The organism is Companilactobacillus miaonis (assembly GCF_036913615.1).
GTDB lineage: Bacteria > Bacillota > Bacilli > Lactobacillales > Lactobacillaceae > Companilactobacillus.
In genome coordinates this window covers 58,132-82,199 of record NZ_JAYKTX010000010.1, presented here as the reverse complement: position 1 = coordinate 82,199, position 24,068 = coordinate 58,132, and the positions used below count along the sequence as shown (strand labels likewise).

Genomic DNA, 24,068 nt, shown 5'->3' with positions numbered 1-24,068 from the left:
TATAAAACGCGTTCGAGGGTCTATCTTATAGGTGGATTCAGAAAGGAACGTGGAAGAAATGTTTGCGTATATTAAAATTTTTGACAGTCAAAATAAAGTATCACAAGGTTATTTCAATTTTTCTTTCGTTAATAGTAAGTTAGTAATCACGCATATTAAAGGTGATCAGAAACCTTTATACCAAATACCTACTTCAGAAATTACGGATATTTTTGATGGTAAGTATAAGGGTTGGAACAAAATGCAATTCAAATGCCATCAGATGACCTTTATCTTTGTATATAGTGGCTACGGTGGTGCCGATTATATGAAGGAACACTTGGTATCATTGATGGATGCATGAAAAAAGTGGAACAGGAATTTTCCTGCTCCACTTTTTTATGCTCGATGCCAAGCTGCGTATCCGATTGATGGGAAGATTCCGATTAGACGGCTAACTTGTTCACGGTCGAATTTAAATTCGATAGCTGGAAGTAGTGCGTTGACAGCGTCTTGGGCTTGATCGCTGATTTCAGTGACACCTACTAAGTGACCGTCTTTGTCGTGAATCTGTTTACTTTCGGCGATTGGTTCCTTATCAACTTGATAGTACCAGTAGTTAGCTAGGTCGTTGGTACTGATTTCGTAACCCTTAGCTTGTCCTGCTTCAACAGAAATTCCGGCTTGGGCAATTCTTGGTGAAGTGAAAACGACTGAAGGGATAACTGGATATTTGATTGGGTCACTCGTTTGTTTGGAGAAAAGTTTCATCAAATATTTTGATTCGAAGTAGGCGGCGGGAGTAACTTTTGGTAGGTCGTTAGAAACAACATCGCCGGCAGCGTAAATATTCTCAACGTTAGTTTGTAAGTACTCATTCACAAAGACACCGGTTTTATCGTACTTAACTCCAACTTTATCTAAGCCGAGGTTGTCCAGATTAGGAATCCGGCCGGTCGCATCGAGAATCCAATCGGTTGTCAGGCTTTGGTTATTGCCATAAGTGATTTCTAGTTCATTATCCTTTTGAGCAAATTTTTGTACATTAGAATTTTCAATAAATGTCACGCCACGACTTTTGAGGCCATCGACAACTTTTTGAACGTAAGGCTGGTAAAAGTTTCTGAGGACTTTGTCGGTATGCAACATCACAGTCACATCAGCACCTGAGGCGTTGGCAATCGTTGCAAATTCCATCCCAATATAGCCAGATCCAATAATAGTGATTCTCTTAGGTAAGTTTTTGAGATTCAGAAAGTCTTCACTATCATGAGCTAGCTCAGTTCCTGGAATATCTAAGCGATGGGGACGTAATCCGGTTGCAATGACGATTTTTTCAGCAGTGATTTCTCTTTTGCCATCAACCACTACAGTGTGTTCATCCTTGAATTGAGCGTGTCCGTGAATCACATCAGCGCCTGCATCGGTCAAACGGGCGGTTAAATTGTCGGGTAATACGTCGATGATTTCTTGTTTGTGTTCGATATTTTTAGTCCAGTCAATTGTTAAATCACCTTTTAAAATACCATTCAAACGCTCTGCTTCACGGGTCATTTTGACGGGTTCATCAATGGCAATTTTTGCATTACAACCACGGTTTGGACAAGTTCCACCGACCAGACCACTTTCAATAACGCCAACTTTAACGCCAGTTTCAGCCAAAGGTGCGCCACCGTCAAAAGTTGCGTGTCCAGCACCAATGTACAATACATCATAATCAAATTTAGACATAAAATCCCTCCAATAATTATTCTATATACCAAATGTAAACCATTTCGTATATCATGACAATTTATTTGATATGGCGTTTTTATATAACTGTTGTCGAAATCGACAATAAAGGATTAGAATAATCAAAAAGATGAGGAGAGATTTGATGGATGTTCAAATAAAAAGAGACGGTCTAACTTTGCGTGGGACTTTAGTTAAACCGGATAAAAAAGAATTTGATTTAGTAGTTTTGATGCACGGTTTTACGTCGGATCGAGGAATGAATCCTGATCAATTGTTGTATCAACTAGCTTTGCGATTTGAATCTGAAGGCTTGGCAACGTTACGTTTTGACTTCAATGGTCATGGTCAAAGTGACGGAGCGTTTAAAGATATGACGGTTTTAAATGAAATCGGTGATGGCAAAGCTATTTTGGACTATGCTCGCAGCATTTCTGGTGTCAGAAATTTGTATCTTTTAGGACATTCACAAGGTGGAGTTGTTGCTAGTATGATTGCTGGCTATTATCACGATAAAGTTGATAAATTAGCTTTGTTAGCTCCGGCCGCAACACTAAAAGATGATGCCTTGAAAGGTGATACCCAAGGATATACTTATGATCCACAAAATATTCCTGATGAGTTGCCAATCAAAAAGGGTTTAACTTTAGGTGGTTTCTATTTGAGAACTGCTCAGACTTTGCCAATCTATGAAGTGGCTAAGACTTATACTGGTCCGGTTTGTTTGATTCACGGGCTCAAAGATACGGTCGTAGATAAAATTGCCTCAACTCGTTACGACGATGTTTATCAAAATGATCAATTGCATTTGTTGGATGATGCTGATCACGGTTTTTCAATTGGTAACTCACGAAAAGAAGCTTTGGATATTACAACTGATTTCTTTCTAAATTAAAAAAGATTGCTTCAACTGCTTAAACAGTTGAGTCAATCTTTTTTTTAGTCTTTAAACTTCGTAATATCATCAACATCTTCACGTTTCGAACGGAAAGTATTGATTGTTGCGTCCTTCGCATAGCCTAATGATAAGCCAATTACTAAAGTTTCATTATCAGGGATATCCATATTTTGTCTGATGACATCAGGAAATCTGACACTGGTGTAAGTTGGGATGGAATCCAGTCCTTTATCTTTAGCGGCTAACATTAACGTTTGACAAAAAGCTCCGGCGTCGAAAACTGACCATAAGGATGAGTTCTTCGGAATAGTCACGAAAACAATGGCCGGTGAATTGTACAGGTGGGTGCTAGCACTGCTCATTTTTTCGTGAGCTTCGTCAAAATTTTCGAAGTGGTGGACAATTTCGTGACGCCACTGTTGCATGTTCTTTTGGGCTTCTACACTCCAGTCATCTCGGTGCATGACCGGAAAATCGGGATAACCTTTTTCAGCATCTTTTTTAACGTAAGCATCTTTGATGTTTTGAAGAGTTTTGCCAGTGGCGACATAGACTTTCCACGGTTGGGAGTTGACCCATGACGGTGATTTTTGCGCTAGAGCGATTATTTCTTTGATAGTTTGATGATCGATTGTTTGGTCACTGAATTCTCTAACTGAGTGACGGTTATTGACAGCTTCTTTGAATTCCATTTTTTCTCCTAATTAATTTTTTCAATGTATTTTAGATTTCGTTCCATGTTTTCCAGAAATCTTCGGTTGTATCATCTTTGCTGATATCTTTTGATAAAAGTCTTTCTTGGATAGCGTCCCAATTACTTTTTTCGATTACAACAACATCATTGGTTTTATCACTAGTGGATGAGATTGTAATTGGCTTTTTTTCTGAATTTACTTCTTTCATTATTTTGAATAGATTTTTTTGAGCATCTGAGGGTGAATAAATTTTCTTCATAAATATTTCTCCTCTATTTATCCAGATTCTCTTTGAGCGTTTGTAAAAATAGTTTAGCCGTTTCAGGCATTTGGCGATTCTTACTCCAAATCAAAGTATTTGGGTCGGTCAATTCTGGTTGCAGAGGGATGAAGGTAACATCGTTGTTCGTCATATCGGTCAACCCTTCGTACGTCAAGGCCATGCAGGCACCGGTTTGGACGAGGAGAGCGGCGTTAAAAATCAGATTGTAAGTTCCGACGAAGTTGAGCTGGTCCCACAAATCCTGACTCCAGTCTTGGAAGAGCTGCTTTCGGCGGACTTGACGAGATAACAACAACGAACGTCCCAATAAGTCGCTAGGTTGAATGAAGTCTTTTTTTGCGAGCGGCTCGTCTTTTCTCATAATGACACCCCAACGATTTCTTTCAGGCAAAATTAGTCGGTGGTAGTTGTCGAGTGGGCGATCACCCATGATGATACCAAACTCCAAAATGCCGCTATCTAGTTCCGATAAGATATTTTCGGAATCACCGCTGCGGAAGTTGATATGGATTTCGGGATATTTATGCATGATCTCTTTGATCGTTTTCATCACACATTGTAAGGCGATACTTTCACCAGCACCGATGTCTAAAGTACCACTGATCAAGTCTTGTTTTTGGAGAGTGTAGGTCGTCTTATTGACCAGTCCGACGATTTCCTTGGCTCGTTCTAATAAGTAGTAGCCATCAGGAGTCAACTGAAGTTGTCGTTTGCCGCGAATGAACAGTTTTGTGCCTAAGGTCGTTTCTAGTTCGGCGATTTGACGTGACAGTGCCGGTTGCGAAACGTGCAAAAGTCGGGCAGCCTTGGAAATGTTCAATTCTTGAGCGATGATGATGAAATACCTTAAAACACGAATGTCCATTTTTACACCTCAACTATGTTTAAAAGTTATAACTAACCATTATTAATAAGTATTTAACATTATAATAATTCGTCCGTATAATAAAATCAATCGACAAATTAGAATAATGAGTTAGGAAATGAGGTTTTCAGTTGGAAAAGAAATTAAATTTAGACAGTCAGGCTTATGAACAGATTGAAAAAATTATCCCCGTCAATTTGAAACTAGTTCAAGAATTGAATACAGGTGCCCATGACGGAGATGAGGTTCGAAAAGTAGTCAGTCAAATTACCAATGAGACGATTGATCCGTCGACGGAAATCCGTTTACCTTTTTATACTGATTTTGGACGTAATCTGCATTTTGGTAAAAATAATTTTATCAATGGTGGCGTGATGTTTACTGATTTAGGCGGAATTTACTTAGGTGATAATGTCTTGATTGGACCTAAAGTCACGATTGCTTCAGTTAACCATCGCATTGAACCGAGTCAACGACGTCATTTGGATTTGAAGCCAGTTTATATTCACGATAATGTTTGGTTAGGTGCCAATGTCACAGTAACTCCGGGAGTTGTGATTGGTGAAAATGCCGTGGTAGCAGCCGGTGCTGTGGTCACGAAGAATGTTCCTGCTAATACGATTGTCGGTGGGGTACCAGCACGAATTATTCGAATGATTAAAGAAAATAATAAAGAGAAATAATAAGAGGAAATATAAATGTCAGAAAAAGTAGTAGTTATTATGGGAGCTTCTAGTGGTATTGGAGCTGCGACAGCTAAATTATTAGCTAGTCAAGGTAAGAAAGTCACGATTGCGGCTCGCCGAATGAGTCGTTTGGAAGAAATTCAAAAAGATTATCCCGAAAATATTTTTGCGGTTGAAGCCGATGTGACTAAAAAGGATGAAGTCCAAAATGTGATCGACAAGACAGTTGAAAAATTTGGTCGGGTTGATGTCTTATTCAATAATGCTGGAATCATGCCTGTTAATAATTTGGACCAATTAGCTCATGATGAATGGGAGAATATGCTTAACATCAATGTTAAAGGTGTTTTGAATGGAATCGCTGCAGCTTTACCAGTTATGAAGAAACAACAAAGCGGCCATGTGATTTCTACTTCATCAGTTTTAGGTTATGAAGTTTTACCCGGCTATGCAGCTTATTCAGGTACTAAGTACGCTGTTCGAGCAATTATGGAAGGTCTTCGTCAAGAGGAACATCAAAACAATATCAAGACGACTATCATTGCTCCGGGTTCAGTCAAAACGGAATTATTCGATTCCATCAATAACGATGAAGTTAGAAATGGTTTGAAAGATGCCATGAAACAACCTGGTTCGGAAATGATGGCTTTGAATCCCGATGAAATCGCTCAAGCGGTGGCCTTTGTGATCGATACGCCAAAAAATATGGCTGTTAATGAAATGGTAATTCGTCCTACGGGACAAGAAGTATAAATTAAATATATAATGTAAACGATACAAAAGGAGGGCTTTTATGTCTATTTTTGATGAAACATTCACAATGAATAATGGTTTAAAAATTCCTAAGTTGGCTCTAGGTGTTTGGGAGATTCCTGATGATCAGACGGCTGATGCAGTGAAGAATGCAGTTAAAATTGGTTATCGTCACATCGATACTGCCCAAGCTTACGGCAATGAACGTGGTGTCGGTGAGGGTGTTAGAAATTCCGGTATTTCCCGTGACCAACTTTTTGTTAACTCAAAGGTTGCAGCTGAAATTAAGGATTACGACGAAGCTAAGAAATCAATCGATGAAACATTAGACAAGATGGGCTTGGATTACTTGGATATGATGATCATCCACAATCCACAACCTTGGAAAGAAGTTAACCAAGGCAATGACCGTCATTTTGAGGGTAATTTAGAGACTTGGCGGGCAATGGAAGATGCTGTTAAAGCTGGTAAATTGAAGACTATCGGTGTTTCAAGTTTCCAAAAAGAAGACTTGGACAATTTAATCAAGAATTCTGACACTAAACCAGCCGTTAACCAAATTCAAATCCATATTGGTGACACTCCAAGTGAACTTATCAAGTATTCCCAAGATAACGGAATCGTCGTTGAAGCCTTCTCACCAATTGCGCACGGTGCTGCGATGAACAATGATTTGATCAAGAAGATGGCTGCCAAGTACAACGTTTCAGTTCCACAATTGTGTATCCGTTACGATTGGCAATTGAACGTGGTTGTTTTGCCTAAGACCGCAAATCCTGACCACATGAAATCTAACGCCGATATTGACTTCGTGATTTCCGATGAAGATATGGCAACTCTAGCCAAAATTGACCAGATGGAATACGGCGATGCTAGTGCTTACCCAGTCTTTGGTGGCAAAATCTAAATTAACGTGTTATCTTAAAGGTAATAAATTTTAGGAGAAATACCGGATGATTGTGTCTAAGTAAGGATAAAAATTTGAACAAAGAAGCTTTCTTTGTTGTACCCAAATTGCCTTACGAATGCCGTCGGTGTTTCGATGTAAGTGCAGTTTGTCGACTGCGCTTTTTTTGTATTCTGTAGGTAAATTATGTAAAAAGGAATATAAAATGACTAAAAAAATTAAATTAAGACAAGAAAATAAAATAGATTATCAAAAAACTGAATTAATGTTACGCAATGCTTTTTGGAATGAATTTCAGCCGGGGTGTGTGGAGCATTTCCTGATGCATAAAATCCGTAACCATCCCCATTTCGTCACCAAACTAGATACAGTTGCAGTATTAGATGATCAAATCATCGGTTGTGCTGCCTTTTTGGAAGATTCTATTCAAGGTGATGACGGAAAAGTTCATCAAGTGTTGTGCTTAGGACCTTTAGCAGTCGCCCCAGAATTTCAGCAACAAGGACTAGGTGGAAGACTAATTGAACATTCAAAGAAATTAGCTAAAGATCTAGGTTATGCGGCGATTATTTTGTATGGAGATCCGAATTATTATAGTCGACAAGGTTTTGAACCGGCTAAAAATTATCAGATTCGGATGGCTAACGATAAATTTGCGACAGTTTTGCAAATAATGCCTTTGTTTGAGGGTGCTTTAGATGATTGTGCAGGTCGATACGTGGAAGATGAAGTTTATTCAGTTGACCAGGCGGAAGTTGATCGGTTTGACGCACGATTTCCATATAAAAAGAAAATTGTTGGTAATGCCTCACAGTTGAAATTCCAGAAATTAATTGAATCCCAAGATGTGGAGTTGGGGTAATATATTGATAAAAAAATTACACCTGAAATAGCAAATAAATTGACCAAAGTATTTGGTATCCCAGCTGCGTTTTGGTTAAATATGGAAGCCCAATACCGTAATGATCTTAAGCAGATTAAATTAGAACGAGAAGATTGAGTTAATTAAGATGGAATTTGAGTTAAAAATTCCATCTTTTTTTGATATTTTTCGGTATCATATCGTTACGGAGTAAAAAAAATGAAAAAAAGACATTTGTCAGATATAACAGCAGATTTTTTGAAGAGTGATGAATACTTGAATTTAAGTAATCAGGCCAAAGTAAATGCTCGCAATATGATAAAGAGTATTGGCGACACAGCTGGGTATTCAGGTAATGGTGACTATACGAAATGGGATGAAGATTTTATCGTTCCTTTCGTACTCGCAATGATTAAAGAATTGGGTGATGGGAATCAATATTCCTTAGATTTATTCGACTTAACATTTGAAACTTTACAGGCAGTTTTGTACTTCTTGGCAAAAACTAAGCAAATCAAAGTTTCAGTAGCAAAGTTAGATAAAATATTTGATATGTTGAAAGCAACATTTTCGCTTAAAGAAGCAACCAATTTTATACATGAACCCGATGATCAAAATCCGTATTTACCACAATGGCAGCCTTGGGTCGCAGAAAGTGTGTCTAAGTACGTTTTGGAATGGTTACATTTTTATGAGGAAAGTGCGGCTTGGAAGAATCGTCCTCAAGGTGTAGACGAGGCTTATATTGAGACCTTGATGAGAGCAATGACGGAATTTGCTTATAACGTTTATCGTAAAACACCTAAGAATTGGACTAAAACCGCTATCTGTGGCGTAATGGAAAATCAATTGGTCGCAAAACTGGACTTTAGTGCCGACGAATATAAATTGGTTGTTCCGGCAATGACAGCGATGTTGAATTTCCTTAGTATGCGGGGTTTCGTCAATTCTAAAAAAGTTGAAAATTATAAGCGCTATTTTGCAGCTGGTGAAAAAGCCATGTTAGAGGCAGCTAAAGACCCTGGTAATTTTGATCCTGCCAAATTGATTTATCAAGAAATGAAGCGACGTGGACTTGATCCTAATGATCAAAAAACGGTTGAAAAATTTCTTCAAGAACTAGATGCCAAAGGTGTGGACATGCTCAGTAGTCTATTTTCAAAATCCATGGAAGAGATTGCGGATGAACACATCAGTTCACGTAACAATCATCGTTGGAGTAGAAAGCAATTCGACAGAATTGAACGTAATGGAATAAAAGACGGTATCAGATTGTGGCTCGATCGGGACAAATATAAATTAGTGCCTAAACACTTGAAAGCTATCGATGCTATAGCACTAGTTGTTTCACTTGAAACTAGGATTTATTCACGAACTTTGGAAATACCAAAGAATTGGTCGGTAGAAACTTGGCAAATGATTGCAGATTCCTTTGATGCAAGTATGGTCAGAGAAAAGACAATCGTCAAAACCTTGACACAATTTAAAGTTAGTGAAAAGGTCATTACGCAAAAACAGGCTGATGAGTTATTAACAGTTTTTGAAGAAAAATAGTATGCGTGATGGGTATACTGCCATACCATTTTAGTAATTTTTTTATCCGACAGATGGTTTTATACTAAAGTCATCAATTAAGAGATAGAGGTAATTACATGACAATTCCAACATTTAAATTAAACGATGGCACGAATATTCCATCATTTGGATTCGGCGTTTTCCAAATTCCCGCTGACGGTACAACTTACAAGGCAGTTAGCGATGCTTTAAAACTGGGCTACCGTCACATCGATACAGCGGTCGCATACTTTAATGAACAAGAAGTCGGCAAGGCTATCAAGGACAGCGGTATTCCTCGTGATCAAATCTGGGTAACTTCTAAAATGTGGCTTCAAGATTATGCTTATGAAGATGCTAAAAAAGCTATCGACCTCTCACTGAAGAAATTAGGTTTGGACTACATGGATCTTTACTTGATCCACCAACCATACGGCAAGGTTGACGAAGCTTGGAAGGCAATGGAGGAGGCTAAAAAGGCTGGCAAAATTCGTTCAATCGGTGTTTCCAACATGACACCTAAGATCTGGAACAAGTTTGTTCCTAAGTTTGCGACGATGCCAAGTGTCAATCAAGTTGAATTTGACCCATATTTCCAACAAAAAGAATTGCGTCAAATTATGGCTCAAGCACACGTCACACTAGAAGCCTGGGGCCCACTAGGTCAAGGTAGTAAAGAATTGTTCGCTGAACCATTGTTGAATGATTTAGCTAAGAAATATGGCAAAGACGTTGGACAAATTATTCTTCGCTTCGAACATCAAGAGGGAGTCATCGTCTTTCCTAAATCAGTTCACGAATCACGCATCAAATCAAACAAAGATATCTTTGATTTTGAATTAACATCTGATGAAATGGATTCAATCAGAGCCTTGGACCGTAATGGTAAAGGTATGCATGATCCAGATGCAGATGGCGTTGAAGATATGTTGTTGAATGCTTTCGACGTTCATGCTAATGATTAGAGAGTGAAACATCAATCATTAAGATTAATAGATCAAGGTAATCAAAGTACGGTTACCTTGGTCTATTTTTATCCATAGAAAAAAGTAATAGTTGATGATAGATTATGAGTATTTTACATAAGATGATTTTGCCATTAAGATAGACCTAATTTCAGAAATTGGGTGAATATTAATGAAAAGATTTTTCAAACTAATTTTGTTTACAGGGATTCTATTTTTATTAGCTGGCTGTGGACAACATCAACAAGCTAAGACAACTACTAGTCATAATCACGAACAAGTCAGTGAAGTGACAACTTCGGAAAAAAATGAAACAACCAAAATTAACATCAATATCAATGGAACTGAATTGAAAGCTCACTTAAACAATTCTAGTGCTGCAAAAGCTTTTGCCAAAGAATTGCCAACGACCTTGAGTTTTCGTGATTTCATGGACATGCCTGAAAAAGTAGCTGATTTGAACCATTCTCTGACTACTAAGGGAATGCCAAGTGGACACGAGGGGACAAAAGGTGCCATTGGTTATTGGTCACCACAACAAAGAATCGTTTTTTACTATGGCACGGAAGACTACTACGAAGGAATTCATATTATAGGTGCATTCGATTCCGATAATTATCACGACGTCGTTAAGAATATGGGGAATAATGTTAATGTCAAAATTTCAAAAGATTAAGAAAATTGTATTGTTTTTAACTATTTTCATATTTGCTTTTATAGTTACTAGTTGTACCAGACACCAAAATGGTCCTTCAGCGGGAAAAACTACTAATACTTCAAATGGTGCAATTAATGATTCAGTTTGGCATGTCAAAAATGGCCATGAAAACATCTACGGGCACATTTACACTGCAAAAAATCATCCTAAAAAGATGCCAATCGCCATCGTGTCACATGGTTTGGGTGGAGATTATCAGGAATTAGGGGCTTATGCGCGTGATTTAGCCAATTATGGATATTTAGTGTATGCTTTCGATTTTCCAGGAGGTAGTTCTAACGAACAAAGTACTGGTTTAAAGCAGACTCAAATGTCCTTAGCAACAGAAGTGAGTGATCTCAAAGCCGTAAAAGTAGCGCCGCAAAAACGAACCGACGTTAAAAAACACCAAGTATTGTTAGTTGGTGGCAGTCAAGGTGGGGTCGTTTCAGCAATGATGGCTTCTCAAAATCCGGAAGATATCAAAGGCTTAGCATTAATGTATCCCGCTTTTTCCATGAGCCACGATGCACGCAAACAATACTCGACTTCGAACCAAATACCAGCCACGACTGATTTAATGGGTTTTACAGTTGGTAGAAATTATTATCGAGATTTACTAAAAACAGATGTCACGCAAGCGGCTACGAAGTACAATGGGCCAGTCTTGATTGTGCACGGAGACGAGGATGAAATAGTTCCAATCAAGTATGTTGGCCAGGTAGCAGATAATTTTTCCAATGCTGAGATGGTTATACTAAAAGAAGCTGGACATGGATTTGAAGGAAAAGCCCAGAAACTTGCCATAAAGAAATTGAATAAATTCATTCGATCGGTGAATTAGAATTCCAGCTCATCACAGGGCTTGTGCGGAAGACGGCATCTTAAAGAACCAAAGAGCGATTACCCGGTGTTATTTGTTTTGATGCTCGAATGACCCTATTATGTCTCGCTCTTTTAGTTTAAAAATTCTTGCCAAGCTTGCGACATCTTTTTGAGAGTTGGTGTGATGAGCTTTTTATTCGATTTTAAGTAAGCTGCATAAAAATCCATCTTAGCAGCATCATCTTTGATCGGAACGTTGATTTGGTCATGGTCGGTAAAACCAGTATCGTCAATTTTAGAAATATTCGTCGTGAAATATGGGAAGTCGGAATATTTGGTGATCTCCGCAAAGGCCTCTCGTTGTTCTTGATATAAAAATTTTGCTCCAGGAATTTTTCCTTCAGCGACTTGTTTCCAAACGCCAATATCTGATAGAACAATGAAGCTTAAACCCTTCAGATCTTGAAAAGAGACGGATTTTTTATTAGCTAGTAAAGTGAACTGATTGAGATTGACGGAGAGTCTTTCGGTGCCGATAAAAAAGGATTCGATTTTCTCGGTCATGATTTCCTGATTGGTTAGAATGAAAGAATAATTATGATCCAAAAGGTTGTTGGATACGTGATGGGAATCTAATAAGTTATCATCTATATCAATTTTTTCATTAACAGAATTAAGTTTTTTTAAATGATGCAATAAAATCAAAGGTCCTGGAGCGACAGCCCCAACGCGGATCTTCTTGTGATTGTAGTCATATTTTTGAATTGTTTCCACGAAATTTAAATTTGTGGCAATGACTTCTTGAGCTTTTTTTGCGGCTAATTCACCAGTTTTAGTCAAAGTGATGCGATTAGGTTGACGGTCAAAAATTTGGACACCTAACTCGTCCTCTAATTTCTGCATTCCACGGGTGACAGTTGGTTGAGTCACTAATAGGTGTTGAGCGGTGGCAGCTAGAGTACCATATTTCTTGAATGCGACTAATTCTTCCAATAAGTAATTATCTATCATTTTTTCACCTCGAAGCATACGTTGAACGTATAGTAGCATATCAAACAAGTAATTTTCAAACGATAACAACGATTATAAAATGTAATTATCATCTAAAGAAGAGGTAATAAAATGCAAAACGTTAAATTAAATAATGGAATGGAAATGCCCCAATTAGGATTCGGCGTGTTCCAAATTACTGACTTAGAACAATGTAAAAATGCTGTTTTGACAGCTATCAACAACGGATACCGCTTGATCGATACGGCAGCCGCATACCAAAATGAAACAGCTGTTGGTGAAGCTATCAAAGAAAGTGGTGTCGACCGCAAGGATTTATTCATTACATCAAAATTGTGGGTCTCAGACTTCACTTATGATCGTGCTAAAAAAGGAATTGAAACTTCTTTGAAAAATTTAGGCTTGGATTACCTTGATTTATACCTATTACACCAACCTTACGGCGATACGATTGGTGCTTGGAGAGCTTTGGAAGAAGCCCAAAAGGAAGGCAAGATTCGTGCCATCGGAGTTTCAAACTTTTACGCCGACCAACTAAAGAACTTGGAATTAACCACCAATATTAAACCAGTCGTTAACCAAATCGAGGTTAATCCTTGGTATCAACAACCTTCAGAAGTAGATTTTGCCAACCGAGAAGACATTCGCGTCGAAGCTTGGGCTCCATTTGCTGAAGGAAAGCACGACATTTTTACTAATGAAAAGATTGCCGAAATTGCTAAGAAATATAATAAAACTAACGGTCAAGTAATTCTTAGATGGCTCTTGCAACGTGGTATCGTAGTTATTCCTAAGTCAGTTCACGAAGATAGAATTAAAGAAAACATCAATGTCTTTGATTTTGAATTGAGCGCTGACGATATGAAAGTTATGAGTAGTTTGGATAAAAACGAAAGTCAATTCTTTGATCACCGTGATCCAGTTACAATTGAACAAATCTTTGGTTCCAGTTTGGCTAAATTGAAGTAATAGTATGAAAGCAGTTAGATTTTTAGCCAATTAATATAGATAAAAAGAAGTTAAAGTGAATTCTTCAACTTCTTTTTTAATTTCATTTAAGATTAATTAGCAATTCTATCTTTTAGAAAAGAGATAAAAAATTGTTTAAATTTAATTCTATTTTGTTTTCAATAACATCGTATCTTGGTCTGATTATAGGAGTTAGCTTTGGAGTATCTTTCAATTGTGTTCTTGATTTTAGTGATTGTATTGCTAATTATCAAGGAAACAAAGCGTTAGATATAAAGAAGAGTTTAGGACTTTTGTCCCAAACTCTTTTTGATGATTCTAATTTAACTTTCCATTGATAAACTGCGCTTCACCATTACCAAAGCTCCAGTCTTCTTTAGTATTTGGCGTGATATTAATCATAATATCTTCTGGTGAGATGCCAGTTTTTTCATGTAGTTCTTTAACTAATTCACGATAAAAATTTTCTTTGTCAGCTAATTTTCTAGGGCTGGAAGTTAAACTAAACATCAAGAAATCTTTCGTTCGAGTAAATCCTAAACCAACATCCTCAATAATCATTTCTTCGGGATCATGTTGGGTTACGATTTGGTATCTATCTTTAGGTAATAGATGAAACTCTCTGGAAGCGACTTGATAACTGATATCTAAGATTTCTTTGATTTGTTCTTTAGTACGTCCTCTAAACATATCGACTCTCATTAATGGCATAACGTGTTCTCCTTTGTTTTTTCTTAACTATAACAACTGATTATCCGTTTGAGAAATATTAGGTTGCGAAACTTGTTATCTGAATTTGAGATAGCTAAAAGATTTTGGTAAATTCTTGAAATGATTGGGTCATGATGTGGTCTTTTCGATAAATAAAGGAAACTGGTAAAGTCGAAAAGTTTTCGGGTAACGGAATTTCCTTAATAGTTCCTTGATCTAAGTAAGGCTGAACTACTTTTTTTGGTAGTAAGCTGATACCTAATCCAGCACTGACACTGGCGACGATAGCGTTGAGATAATTAAACTCGATTGGATGGTGAATCATGATTTGCTTAGAATCAAGATAACTTTCCAGCGTTTTACGGTATGCACAGCCGACTGGAAATACTAATAGAGGTGCATTGCCTATATCTATATCAGTATTAGGAGCGACCAAGGATAATTGTTCGTTCATTAAGGGAATAGTAGTGAGGTCATTTTCGCTGACACGGCCGCCGATGATAGCACCGTCTAATTCATAATTAAGAACTCTTTTAGCACTTAATAGTGTTGTCCCCGTAGCAATTGATAATTCAACTTGGGGATTTTGTCGGTGAAATTTGGAAAGTATTTCCGGTAGAAAAGTTGAAGCGGCGGTCTGAAGAGTACCGATTTTTAGGTTTCCTTGAATGTTTTCGGGATGTTTTAATTGATCGATAGCATCGTTAGTCAAACTGATGATCTTGATAGCTCGAGTGTAGAATTCTTTGCCAGCATCGGTTAACGTAATACCACGATTGTTTCGGTAGAATAATTGCGTATTTAAGTCAGCTTCTAATTGGCGAAGTTTGGTGGAAATATTGGATTGAGCATAGCCTAGTTTTTCGGCAGCACCAGAGATACTGCCAGTTTGGGCAATTGTAATGAACATCTCTAAAGTATTAGTATTCATAATTCACTCCTGATATCTGTTTTTGATATAGCAAAATTCTTATTATCATAGTTTATTATATATCCAAATGACCATATACTGAACCTGTAAGTTAATTAAAACAAAAACGAGGTCAGTAAATATGAAATTTTCAATGGTTAAAGTAAATGGATTGAACGTCTTTTATCGTGAAAGTAGCGACAAGAATAAACCAACATTTCTACTATTACATGGTTTTCCGACAGCCAGTCATATGTTTAGAAATTTGATGCCACTCTTAGAAAATAATTTTCACGTCATCGCACCAGATTTCATCGGCTTTGGTCAATCGGATGCACCAGTTCATACGGAATTTGATTATACTTTTGTCAATTTGACGAATTACGTTGATGGTTTCTTAGATGCAATGAAGATTGATAAATTCTACATGTACGTTTTTGACTATGGAGCACCAATTGGTTTTAACTTGGCCGTGAAATATCCGGATAGAATTCTTGGTATCGTCAGTCAAAATGGCAATATTTATCAAGAAGGCCTTGGTTCAAAGTGGGAAGGTCGCAAAGTTTATTGGAATAATCCGACCGAAAAATTGCGTGATAGCTATAAGTCAGCTTTCAAACCAGAAACAATTATTGGTCAATACACTGGTGGCGAAAAAATAGGTAGTGTCTCTCCAGATGGCTATACGCTAGACATTCACTATACTGAATCACCAGATTATGGGGAAAGACAGTCGGACTTAATCTTCGATTATCAAAATAACGTAGCTAATTATCCTAAGTATCAGAAATACGTTCGTGATTACCAACCGGAAATTATCGCTGCTTGGGGTAAAAATGATCCTAGCTTTGTTTATCAAGGTGCCCAAGCCTTCGCCCAAGATGATAAAAATGCGGAAGTTCATTTGTTAGATGGTGGACATTTTGTTTTGGAAACACATTATCAAGAGATTGCTCAATTGATTTTGAACAGATGGGCATAAATAAAAAAATGACATTGTAATGATGTCGTTTTTTTGTTTTATAATTATAATCGAAACGAGGGGGCAATAATATGACAACAGTAGTAATTGGCGCAGATAGTGGCGTTGGTTTAGAAATTGCTAAAGTATATGGAAAGCATGATCAAAAAATAATTCTAGTTTCTCGTGATCAGAAAAAGTTGGATGCGGCAACGAAATTGTTGAATAAAGAACATATTGCAGCTGCTAATTATGTTTGTGATGTTAATGATTTTGCTAGTACAGATAAAATGTTGCAGAATTTAGTTAAGCAAGATCAAAATATTAATAATTTAGTTTTTAATGTGGGCAATAAACATCTAGACAACGCTTTATCTAGTACGGTGGATTTAATTGAGGAAATTTTTGAAACTAATGTTTTGAGTGCTATTAATGCGGCTAAATCTTTTATCGAGAGCAGCAATCCTAATTTACCGCGTTCGATTATCTTCACTGGTGGTGGAGCGGCAATTCGACCTTCTGACAAGGCTTCAACGTTGTCTTTAACTAAAGCAGCCTTGAGAAGTTACGCTTATACTTTGCATGAAGACGTTGCTCCAGATGATATTTTTGTTGGTCTAGTCACAATTCAAGGTATCATTGGTTCGTCAGATTTGATGGCACCGGAAAAAATTGCGCCAATATATTGGGACTTGTTAAAAGAACGTGATAAAACTGAAGCTTTCTATCCAGAACACGTTTCTCAGTCAGAATTTGAGTGAGCAGATTACATGTAACTTTGTGCAGTAACATGTCATAATAACAGTGAAACCAGAAGGAAAGTGAGGTTATAGATGTGCCAGAAAAGCAATTTACATTAGATGAATTAAAAAAATTTGATGGAAAGGACGGTCGACCTGCCTATGTTGCAATTGATGGGATTATCTATGATGTTACTGACGTTGATCCTTGGCAAGGTGGTAAACACCACGGTAATGTCGCCGGTCAGGATCTCTCGGAAGTAATTAATCACGCACCACATAAACATTCAGTTTTAGCAAAATTAAATGAAGTTGGAAAGTTAAAATAGATAGAGAGTGGAATAAGCCGTTTAGACACAGACAGATAGCCTAATTTCACGAATTTCACGCTGATTTTGCGTGTGATTTGGAGAATGTAGCTATATGGCTGGGTCTGGCTTGTGTAACTCGTTTTAATAAGTAAAAAAATCATGTTAATAAAAATATTAGCATGATTTTTTCGTCATGGAGGATTGGTAAAATGAGAAAAATTTCAGTTCCTAAAAGCATAAAGGCCGAAGATTTGGCATACGATGTTTTCCAAGGGCGGTTTGGTGAATTAACTTATTTAAAGAAAATCGCTGATCCTTTTGAAAATGAAGAATTTCTCAGAACTCATAATCTTACACAAAAAGAAACATTCATTGGTCCATTAGTGGGAAAAGAAATTCTTGATTAAGTACATTTAAAAAAATAGCTCTAATAAATTGTGATGGACAATATTGCAGTTTATTAGTGTTATTTTAAAAAAATCAATATTGTGCAATTATCCGTTTCACCTCGGTTAAATATGCGTTTTGGAGTTCTTGAAGATAGTTGATTTTGACGTTATTTCCAAGACTAATTAAATATTGCACCATATAATTAAATTCTTCTTGATTGTAGCTACTATATAAATAGTAGATTTGATTCACTTTTTCGAGATGCATGTTGGGATAATTGTTCTTATAAAACAATTCCATACCAAGTTGAGTTAGTGATTTGGATGATAAGTTTACTAATTTTTACAAACAAATTGGATGAGTGCGTTTTCATCTGAAAATGCAAGCGATTTTTTGAATTTGTAATCAAATTGTAACTTATGAAGAAATTTTTAACGTGGTATATTTGTATTCGCTGATAAAAAATAGGAGAGTGGGAATATATATGCCACGTAATTTAAAAGAAGAAGTTGTATTCACAGCCATTATGGCCGGATTGATGGTTTTAGTAATGACAGGTTACAACGTTGCCATGGCTCAAGGCTTGAGTAATGGTCTAGTTATAGAAATTTTGAAGGGTTATCCACTAGGTTTGATTGTTGCAATCATCTTAGATTTGTTGATTGTGGGACCAATTGCTAAAGGATTAGCTTTCAAGTACATTATCAATGATTATATGAAGAAAAATACTGTTTTAATCGGTATCACAATTTCAGTTATGATGGTTCTTGGAATGGTTACATTCATGTCATTCTTCGGAATCGCAGTTGAAGGAAAGTTAGCTCAAGGACATATCTTAGCTACTTATGGTCACACTTGGATTTTTAACTTGATTGTCGCTTTACCATTGCAATTGATCATCGTTGGACCTATTGCTCGTGGAGTTTTAGGTAAGATGCAAAGTGCTGCTGCCAAGAAGGCTGAAGCAGAAGAAATCGTTGAAGAAGAAGTTTAATTTAAAGATTAGGACTGTGTTCAATCGACATATTTTTAATTACGAATGCAACAACTAATGCCCATAGTGCCATGGTTAATAGAGAAGTGAACTTACGCATATTATCGCCTCTTTTAATAGAAATATTTATAATTTAAATATACAGGGATGTTATGGATAAAACTAACATACAAAAAAATTACCGCTGACAATTAAGCAGCGGTAATTTTTTGTATTATTTTTGAACTTGATAACGAATCCAAATAGCACCATCATCGTAACTTTGAACACTTTGTAATTTCAAAGGCAACGGATGACTATCATTTGCACGTCCATCAAAAACAGAAGGTGCATTAGTTCGACCATCAACGCCCGGGCCCATTAAAATACTGATTTCATCGATCAAACCAGCATCCAAGAAACCACCGTCGATTTTTCCACCACCAACGATAGCTAGTCTTTCGACATTGAATTCAGTAGCTAAGATTTCAACGGCACGTTTTAAATCAATATGTTCTTCACCAGTAGCAATCCAAGAAATGTTTTTAGAATCAAGATATTCTAAATAATCTTTCTTTACTTTTTCACTAGTAACAATCAGGTGAGGACGGCTGTATTGTGAATCTTTTTCCCAAAGTAAAGTTCCTCTCGTATCCATGACAATATTAAAATTATCGGCGGCAACTTTTTTAGAGAAAGATTCTGTGCCTAGGGATTCGTTAACCTTAGATTCAAATTTGCCACTTTGAGCTAGCTCTAATTCAGCAGTTACACGACCGCTGATAGTATTTGGAGCTTTCGTAGCTTTCAAAGTGTCGTAATATTCATTTTGGCCTTGTAAGTGTTCAGTCATATTGCAATCGATACGACCATCAACTGAAGTCATCATGTGACAAATAATGTATGGCTTTTTCATAATTTCCCCCATTTTTCTTAATGACTTTAGCTTATTACTTGAAGTCGACTTTAGGTCAAGTTGATTTTTCACTTTTCTTCCAATTGATGTTTCTTTAATAAAATAAAACGAGCAAAAGGTTGTGCTAGAACTGCTTCAACAAAAAATGAAATAGCGAAGTTTCTAGGCCATTTATAAAAGAATTGGATAATTGGTAGCCAAGAAATGTGTCTGGTACCGATCCAACTTCCAATGACGGTCAAAAAAACTGACATCATTAGAACATTTACTAAGCAATTAATGATCATATGAGCGTTGAAGCTGTCTTCTTTAGCGAGTATTTGATTAGTTACTTTCGATGCTGGTGCGTTAGTGATTAAAACAAATGCGACTACTACTAGCCAAATAAAGGGTAGAACTTGTAAAGTTTGTCTCCAAGTGTGAAAACTAAATCCTACTTCAAAGCAAGTAATGAGTGGAGCAATGATATTGACCGAGAGAACTGAAACAATTGCAATAAACAATGTGAATTCTCCTTTATCACGTGGTAACTTCATGTAAAAATCCAAAATATTAAACCGCTTTCTTTGTCTTTGCACAAAAAAAGCGCAAAGACACTTTTGTGTGCTTTACGCTGAACCATTATACGCAGTAAATACTTTAAAAGAATATCACTAGAATTTTTTTAAATCAAAGGAAAATTTTTGATTATTACTTTTAGTCATGGATAATCATCCGATATAACTATTTTACGCAACTAACAAAAAATATTATATTTGATATTAGAAGAGGTAAGTAAAATGGCAAAAATATTTATTACTGGTTCGACCGATGGATTGGGTTTCTTAGCTGCTAAAAAATTATTGGCAGATGGAAATGAAGTAGTTCTACATGCTAGAAATGAACAACGAGCCGCAGATGTTCGTCAAAAATTAAACGTTAAGAATATCGTCATTGGTGATTTAGGCAGTCAATCAGAAGTCGAGGATATTGCCAAACAAGTAAATGCGTTAGGAAAATTCGATACGGTTATTTACAATGCAGGCGTTTATACTTCTGATCGTGAACTGACTTTTAAAGTAAATGACGTGGCATCATATTTACTAACAGCTTTGATTAATAAACCTAAACATAGTATTTATGTTTCTTCAGGGATGCACGTTAATGCAAGATTAGATATTAATAATTTAGTTAAAACAACAGATTACTCATCATCTAAATTACAAATAGTGTTGTTAGTAAAAGCTTTAGCCAAACGTTACCCTGAAATGATTTCGACGGCAGTTGATCCCGGTTGGGTACCGACAAAAATGGGTGGTCAAATGGCAACCGATGACTTAACGGCCGGCTATATGACGCAAGTAAAATTGGCTACTTCGGATGATTTAAGTCTGAATGGTGGATATTTCCATCATCAAAAACCAAGTCATTATGATAAACGAGCTGATGATGGAAAACTACAAGCTGATTATTTAGAGCAATTAGCCAAGATTACGGGAACAATAATTTAGAAATGAAAAATCAACTAACCAATGACGATTAGTTGATTTTTTAGATTAGAAATTAATTTTTTTGATCCATTTGTCGATATTTTGATTTAACAATTTATAAAAATCGCTAATTGAGAAAACGCGGTAATTTATTGCCGTGATGAGTCAATGATTTATGCAATTTTAGATGTTTTTACAAACATATGTTCCCCTATATGTGATATAATTACGATACCAAATCATGGGAGGGGGTTCATATGGTCTTAAAGGGTATTAAATTACGCATCTATCCAGATGATTACCAAAAGGAACTGATTGAATATAACTTTGGCGCTAATCGTTTCGTTTGGAATAATATGTTAGACATGATGATCAAACGTCATGAAAATAATCCTGATTTGAAATCTTTGAAAGCATTTGATTTGAATTACATTTTAACAACTTTCAAAAAAGAACACAGTTGGTTAAAGAAAGCTGAAAGCACTAGCTTACAAGTTTCTAATAAAGACTTATTTGAAGCCTACAAGGGATTCTTTAGTAAGAAGCGTAAATTTCCACGGTTCAAAAGTAAGAAGTTCCCAAAACAAAGTTATCAATGTAAATTTGTTAATAACAATATTGAAATTATCGATAATTCTTACATTAAATTGCCTAAACTTGGAGTAATGAAGTATAAGAACAAGAAGGCTATCCCTAGTATTATCAAGTATGTAACGATTCGTAAATCATCTACTAACAGGTATTACGTCGTTTTAACAGTTGATGAAGAAATTGTTCAATTGCCAAAAACCAATAATGTTGTTGGTCTTGATATGGGAGTCTCAGACTTAGTCATCTGTTCAGATGGAGATAAGTATAAAACTATCCGTTTTGATAAGAAACTTGCTAAAAATAAACATTATTGGGAAAAACGATTAGCTAGAAGACGTACGCAAGCTCTAAAAGATATCCAGTATAAAAAGAAATTTGGATTGATTGATCCAAAACCTTTAGAACAATACTCAAACTATGTGAAAGCTAAACTTATGGTAGCTAAGTATAGTGAGAAGATAGCTAATCAAAGAAAAGACTATCTCCATAAAATAACTCGTGAATTAGTCGAAAATAATGATTTGATTATTATTGAAGATTTGAAAACCAAAAATCTTCTTAGTAATCATAAATTATCACGTGCTATCGCTAATCAATCATGGAGAACATTGAGAGTAATGCTTGAATATAAATGCGAGTGGTATGGAAAGAAACTTCTAATTGTTAATCCATTCAAAACTAGCCAAATCTGTTCTAACTGTGGGTACGATGATGGTAAACATGAGTTAGATATTAGAGAATGGGATTGTCCTAGTTGTGGTATTCATCATGATCGTGACATCAATGCAAGTAAGAATATATTGAACAAGGGCTTGGAACAAGCCTTAGTAAAATAGTTCTAGCCTCTACCAACTGGTTGAAATACTAGTTGGCAAGTATGGAATGTTCCTAGAAGCTCGGTACTTTAGTGCCGATGTAGTTCACAATATAAGTGCTAAAGCTTATGATGTAAAACAGTTATATTACAATACTAGTCATGACTAAAAAGGATGGATAAGATGGAATTACGGGTATTACGGTATTTTATCGAGATTGTAAATGATAAAAGTATCACTTCGGCAGCGGAAAAATTACACATTTCGCAGTCAACTTTGTCACGACAAATTAAGGATTTGGAAATAGAATTGGGCACAGTACTTTTTGAAAGAGGACCACGAGAAATTTCTTTGACTGATGATGGTTATTTCCTATTAGAACGGGCTAAAGAAATTAATAGTTTGGTTGAATCGACCACTTCTGCTATTTTGAATAAAAAAGTTTTGTCAGGAGATCTGTATGTTGCAGCTGGTGAGGGTGAAGCTAATACGATGCTGACGGAAACTTTTAATAAGTTGATCAAAAAGGGCGAAAATATCAATATTAATTTTGAAACCCAGGATGCGGATCAAATTTTTAAAAATATCGATGCAGGAATTTTGGATTTCGGAGTCGTTTATACAAATGATTCTTTAAATCGGTATAATAAATTGTCATTGCCGATAGATAATCAAACAGGAATCGTTTTGCCTAGAAAAGATGATAACTTTAGCAAGGATAATTTGGTTGCGACAGATTTAAAGGGGATGAACTTGCTGATTCCGCGACAAATAGATGTTCATTCACAATTGATTTCATATTTGGATGAATATGTGCGTGATTATGATATAACAGGTACTTACGATATGAATTACAACATGCGTGCAATGGTTATGTCAGGAATGGGATATGCGATTACTTTTAATAAGCCAGAATACCAAAGTGGTGATTTAGTTTTTAAGAGTTTGAACTACTTAGATCCTATTAAGACTGTGTTGATTTGGAAAAAGTCACGAACCCTATCACGTTTGGCAGAGGAATTTTTAAAAGAAATGAGAAATGAAAAAAGTGAGTAGACTGATTATTAATCTACTCACTTTTTCTTATTTAACGATATTAGTTTTGATCCGATTCATTGGGATTTCACGTGGAACAAATTTTTCAGAAGTTTGACCGATAGTCAAAGCAAAGACAGCTTTAAAACCATCAGGAACAACGCCACTAGGAATTGAACCAACACTTGCCATATTGTAGTTGGCACCTAATCCTTGATCTTCGGCAGCAAGTTCCATGTTGTGAACGATAGCTCCAGCAGAAACATCTTCCATCGCACCAGGATTTTTGGCAGAAAGTACGATCACAGTTGGTGCATCGTAAATTCCATTCATTTGCTTGAGAATGTCAGCTTTTTGAATGACAGTCAAGCGATAATTATCATATTCACCCATGCCAACCGGACCAGCGTTACCAGCTAATAAAATTTTGTGAAGTTGTTCGTCAGTAATTTGACCAGTATATTGACGAACCGCCTTACGAGAACTAATCATTTTTTCAGTTTCCATAACAACAACACTCCTTTTTAAACTCTATGATTATGATAGTATAAAATGATGAAAAAATT

The 24,068-nt window shown here is 36.3% G+C and carries 29 protein-coding genes; 19 read left to right on the top strand and 10 right to left on the bottom strand.

Annotated features, from left to right (window positions below):
* Nucleotides 1-58: 58 nt before the first annotated feature.
* The gene (locus tag U8521_RS09670; protein WP_334352580.1) at nt 59-343 is read left to right on the top strand and encodes a hypothetical protein; all 285 of its coding nucleotides are present in this window, start codon (nt 59-61) and stop codon (nt 341-343) included.
* A gap of 35 nt (nt 344-378) precedes the next feature.
* Here the strand turns inward: U8521_RS09670 and U8521_RS09665 are convergent, their stop codons facing one another.
* Entirely contained in the window at nt 379-1,710 is a 1,332-nt protein-coding gene (locus U8521_RS09665) for a dihydrolipoyl dehydrogenase family protein (RefSeq protein WP_334352579.1), read from the bottom strand.
* 145 nt (nt 1,711-1,855) lie between these two features.
* Between U8521_RS09665 and U8521_RS09660 the strand changes: the two genes are divergently transcribed.
* Nucleotides 1,856-2,605, top strand: coding sequence for an alpha/beta hydrolase (locus U8521_RS09660; RefSeq protein ID WP_442886153.1), 750 nt, complete (start codon nt 1,856-1,858; stop codon nt 2,603-2,605).
* Between the two features lie 44 nt (nt 2,606-2,649).
* On the opposite strand, the gene U8521_RS09655 is transcribed toward U8521_RS09660, so the two are convergent.
* The 3 genes from U8521_RS09655 to U8521_RS09645 are packed head-to-tail and all read right to left on the bottom strand — an operon-like array spanning nt 2,650 to nt 4,451.
* Nucleotides 2,650-3,300, bottom strand: a complete 651-nt coding sequence (locus U8521_RS09655) for a nitroreductase (RefSeq protein ID WP_334352577.1) — start codon at nt 3,298-3,300, stop codon at nt 2,650-2,652.
* Between the two features lie 31 nt (nt 3,301-3,331).
* Nucleotides 3,332-3,562, bottom strand: coding sequence for a type II toxin-antitoxin system Phd/YefM family antitoxin (locus tag U8521_RS09650; protein ID WP_334352576.1), 231 nt, complete (start codon nt 3,560-3,562; stop codon nt 3,332-3,334).
* Between the two features lie 13 nt (nt 3,563-3,575).
* Nucleotides 3,576-4,451 (bottom strand): LysR family transcriptional regulator, encoded by an 876-nt coding sequence (locus U8521_RS09645; protein WP_334352575.1) that lies wholly within the window; start codon nt 4,449-4,451, stop codon nt 3,576-3,578.
* 131 nt (nt 4,452-4,582) lie between these two features.
* Here U8521_RS09645 and U8521_RS09640 point away from each other — a divergent pair, with 131 nt between their 5' ends.
* The 8 genes from U8521_RS09640 (at nt 4,583) to U8521_RS09605 (ending at nt 11,719) form a co-directional block, all read left to right on the top strand.
* Nucleotides 4,583-5,134 (top strand): DapH/DapD/GlmU-related protein, encoded by a 552-nt coding sequence (locus U8521_RS09640; protein ID WP_334352574.1) that lies wholly within the window; start codon nt 4,583-4,585, stop codon nt 5,132-5,134.
* A 15-nt stretch (nt 5,135-5,149) separates the two neighbouring features.
* On the top strand, nt 5,150-5,890 hold the full coding sequence (locus tag U8521_RS09635) for an SDR family oxidoreductase (protein WP_334352573.1): 741 nt from the start codon (nt 5,150-5,152) through the stop codon (nt 5,888-5,890).
* A gap of 40 nt (nt 5,891-5,930) precedes the next feature.
* Nucleotides 5,931-6,797, top strand: coding sequence for an aldo/keto reductase (locus U8521_RS09630; RefSeq protein ID WP_334352572.1), 867 nt, complete (start codon nt 5,931-5,933; stop codon nt 6,795-6,797).
* Between the two features lie 205 nt (nt 6,798-7,002).
* Entirely contained in the window at nt 7,003-7,659 is a 657-nt protein-coding gene (locus tag U8521_RS09625; protein WP_334352571.1) for a GNAT family N-acetyltransferase, read from the top strand.
* Nucleotides 7,660-7,878: 219 nt separating this feature from the next.
* Nucleotides 7,879-9,213 (top strand): hypothetical protein, encoded by a 1,335-nt coding sequence (locus U8521_RS09620; protein WP_334352570.1) that lies wholly within the window; start codon nt 7,879-7,881, stop codon nt 9,211-9,213.
* Nucleotides 9,214-9,311: 98 nt separating this feature from the next.
* Nucleotides 9,312-10,178, top strand: a complete 867-nt coding sequence (locus U8521_RS09615; protein WP_334333438.1) for an aldo/keto reductase — start codon at nt 9,312-9,314, stop codon at nt 10,176-10,178.
* A 172-nt stretch (nt 10,179-10,350) separates the two neighbouring features.
* Nucleotides 10,351-10,854, top strand: a complete 504-nt coding sequence (locus U8521_RS09610) for a cyclophilin-like fold protein (RefSeq protein ID WP_334333437.1) — start codon at nt 10,351-10,353, stop codon at nt 10,852-10,854.
* Nucleotides 10,832-11,719 carry an alpha/beta hydrolase gene (locus U8521_RS09605; RefSeq protein WP_334352569.1) on the top strand — a complete coding sequence of 296 codons (888 nt, stop codon included), beginning with the start codon at nt 10,832-10,834 and terminating at the stop codon, nt 11,717-11,719. The genes U8521_RS09610 and U8521_RS09605 overlap by 23 nt, the downstream gene beginning before the upstream one ends.
* 113 nt (nt 11,720-11,832) lie before the next feature.
* On the opposite strand, the gene U8521_RS09600 is transcribed toward U8521_RS09605, so the two are convergent.
* Nucleotides 11,833-12,711 (bottom strand): LysR family transcriptional regulator, encoded by an 879-nt coding sequence (locus U8521_RS09600; protein WP_334333435.1) that lies wholly within the window; start codon nt 12,709-12,711, stop codon nt 11,833-11,835.
* A 111-nt stretch (nt 12,712-12,822) separates the two neighbouring features.
* Here U8521_RS09600 and U8521_RS09595 point away from each other — a divergent pair, with 111 nt between their 5' ends.
* Nucleotides 12,823-13,680 (top strand): aldo/keto reductase, encoded by an 858-nt coding sequence (locus U8521_RS09595; protein ID WP_334352568.1) that lies wholly within the window; start codon nt 12,823-12,825, stop codon nt 13,678-13,680.
* Between the two features lie 318 nt (nt 13,681-13,998).
* Here the strand turns inward: U8521_RS09595 and U8521_RS09590 are convergent, their stop codons facing one another.
* On the bottom strand, nt 13,999-14,391 hold the full coding sequence (locus U8521_RS09590) for a tautomerase family protein (RefSeq protein WP_334333433.1): 393 nt from the start codon (nt 14,389-14,391) through the stop codon (nt 13,999-14,001).
* A gap of 94 nt (nt 14,392-14,485) precedes the next feature.
* Nucleotides 14,486-15,322 (bottom strand): LysR family transcriptional regulator, encoded by an 837-nt coding sequence (locus U8521_RS09585; RefSeq protein ID WP_334352567.1) that lies wholly within the window; start codon nt 15,320-15,322, stop codon nt 14,486-14,488.
* Nucleotides 15,323-15,443: 121 nt separating this feature from the next.
* Here U8521_RS09585 and U8521_RS09580 point away from each other — a divergent pair, with 121 nt between their 5' ends.
* From U8521_RS09580 to U8521_RS09560, 5 genes are all read left to right on the top strand, one after another.
* Nucleotides 15,444-16,283: an alpha/beta fold hydrolase gene (locus U8521_RS09580; protein ID WP_334352566.1), complete on the top strand. Its 840-nt coding sequence runs from the start codon at nt 15,444-15,446 to the stop codon at nt 16,281-16,283.
* Nucleotides 16,284-16,354: 71 nt separating this feature from the next.
* On the top strand, nt 16,355-17,023 hold the full coding sequence (locus tag U8521_RS09575; protein WP_334352565.1) for an SDR family NAD(P)-dependent oxidoreductase: 669 nt from the start codon (nt 16,355-16,357) through the stop codon (nt 17,021-17,023).
* Nucleotides 17,024-17,097: 74 nt separating this feature from the next.
* Nucleotides 17,098-17,331, top strand: coding sequence for a cytochrome b5 domain-containing protein (locus U8521_RS09570; RefSeq protein ID WP_334333429.1), 234 nt, complete (start codon nt 17,098-17,100; stop codon nt 17,329-17,331).
* Nucleotides 17,332-17,522: 191 nt separating this feature from the next.
* The gene (locus U8521_RS09565; protein WP_334352564.1) at nt 17,523-17,720 is read left to right on the top strand and encodes an antitoxin of toxin-antitoxin stability system; all 198 of its coding nucleotides are present in this window, start codon (nt 17,523-17,525) and stop codon (nt 17,718-17,720) included.
* Between the two features lie 467 nt (nt 17,721-18,187).
* Complete coding sequence (locus tag U8521_RS09560; protein ID WP_334352563.1) at nt 18,188-18,697, top strand: DUF2798 domain-containing protein; 510 nt, start codon at nt 18,188-18,190, stop codon at nt 18,695-18,697.
* A gap of 214 nt (nt 18,698-18,911) precedes the next feature.
* Here the strand turns inward: U8521_RS09560 and U8521_RS09555 are convergent, their stop codons facing one another.
* A complete protein-coding gene (locus U8521_RS09555) occupies nt 18,912-19,592 on the bottom strand; it encodes a dihydrofolate reductase family protein (RefSeq protein ID WP_334352562.1) in 681 nt (226 codons plus the stop codon).
* A gap of 68 nt (nt 19,593-19,660) precedes the next feature.
* Nucleotides 19,661-20,095 carry a hypothetical protein gene (locus U8521_RS09550; protein WP_334352561.1) on the bottom strand — a complete coding sequence of 145 codons (435 nt, stop codon included), beginning with the start codon at nt 20,093-20,095 and terminating at the stop codon, nt 19,661-19,663.
* 276 nt (nt 20,096-20,371) lie between these two features.
* On the opposite strand from U8521_RS09550, the gene U8521_RS09545 reads away from it, so the two are divergent.
* The 3 genes from U8521_RS09545 (at nt 20,372) to U8521_RS09535 (ending at nt 23,523) form a co-directional block, all read left to right on the top strand.
* The gene (locus U8521_RS09545) at nt 20,372-21,082 is read left to right on the top strand and encodes an SDR family NAD(P)-dependent oxidoreductase (protein WP_334352560.1); all 711 of its coding nucleotides are present in this window, start codon (nt 20,372-20,374) and stop codon (nt 21,080-21,082) included.
* Between the two features lie 236 nt (nt 21,083-21,318).
* Entirely contained in the window at nt 21,319-22,488 is a 1,170-nt protein-coding gene (locus U8521_RS09540) for an RNA-guided endonuclease TnpB family protein (protein WP_334352559.1), read from the top strand.
* A gap of 162 nt (nt 22,489-22,650) precedes the next feature.
* Nucleotides 22,651-23,523, top strand: coding sequence for a LysR family transcriptional regulator (locus U8521_RS09535; protein ID WP_334333647.1), 873 nt, complete (start codon nt 22,651-22,653; stop codon nt 23,521-23,523).
* Nucleotides 23,524-23,550: 27 nt separating this feature from the next.
* Here the strand turns inward: U8521_RS09535 and U8521_RS09530 are convergent, their stop codons facing one another.
* Entirely contained in the window at nt 23,551-24,009 is a 459-nt protein-coding gene (locus U8521_RS09530; RefSeq protein ID WP_334333646.1) for a nitroreductase family protein, read from the bottom strand.
* Nucleotides 24,010-24,068 lie beyond the last annotated feature (59 nt).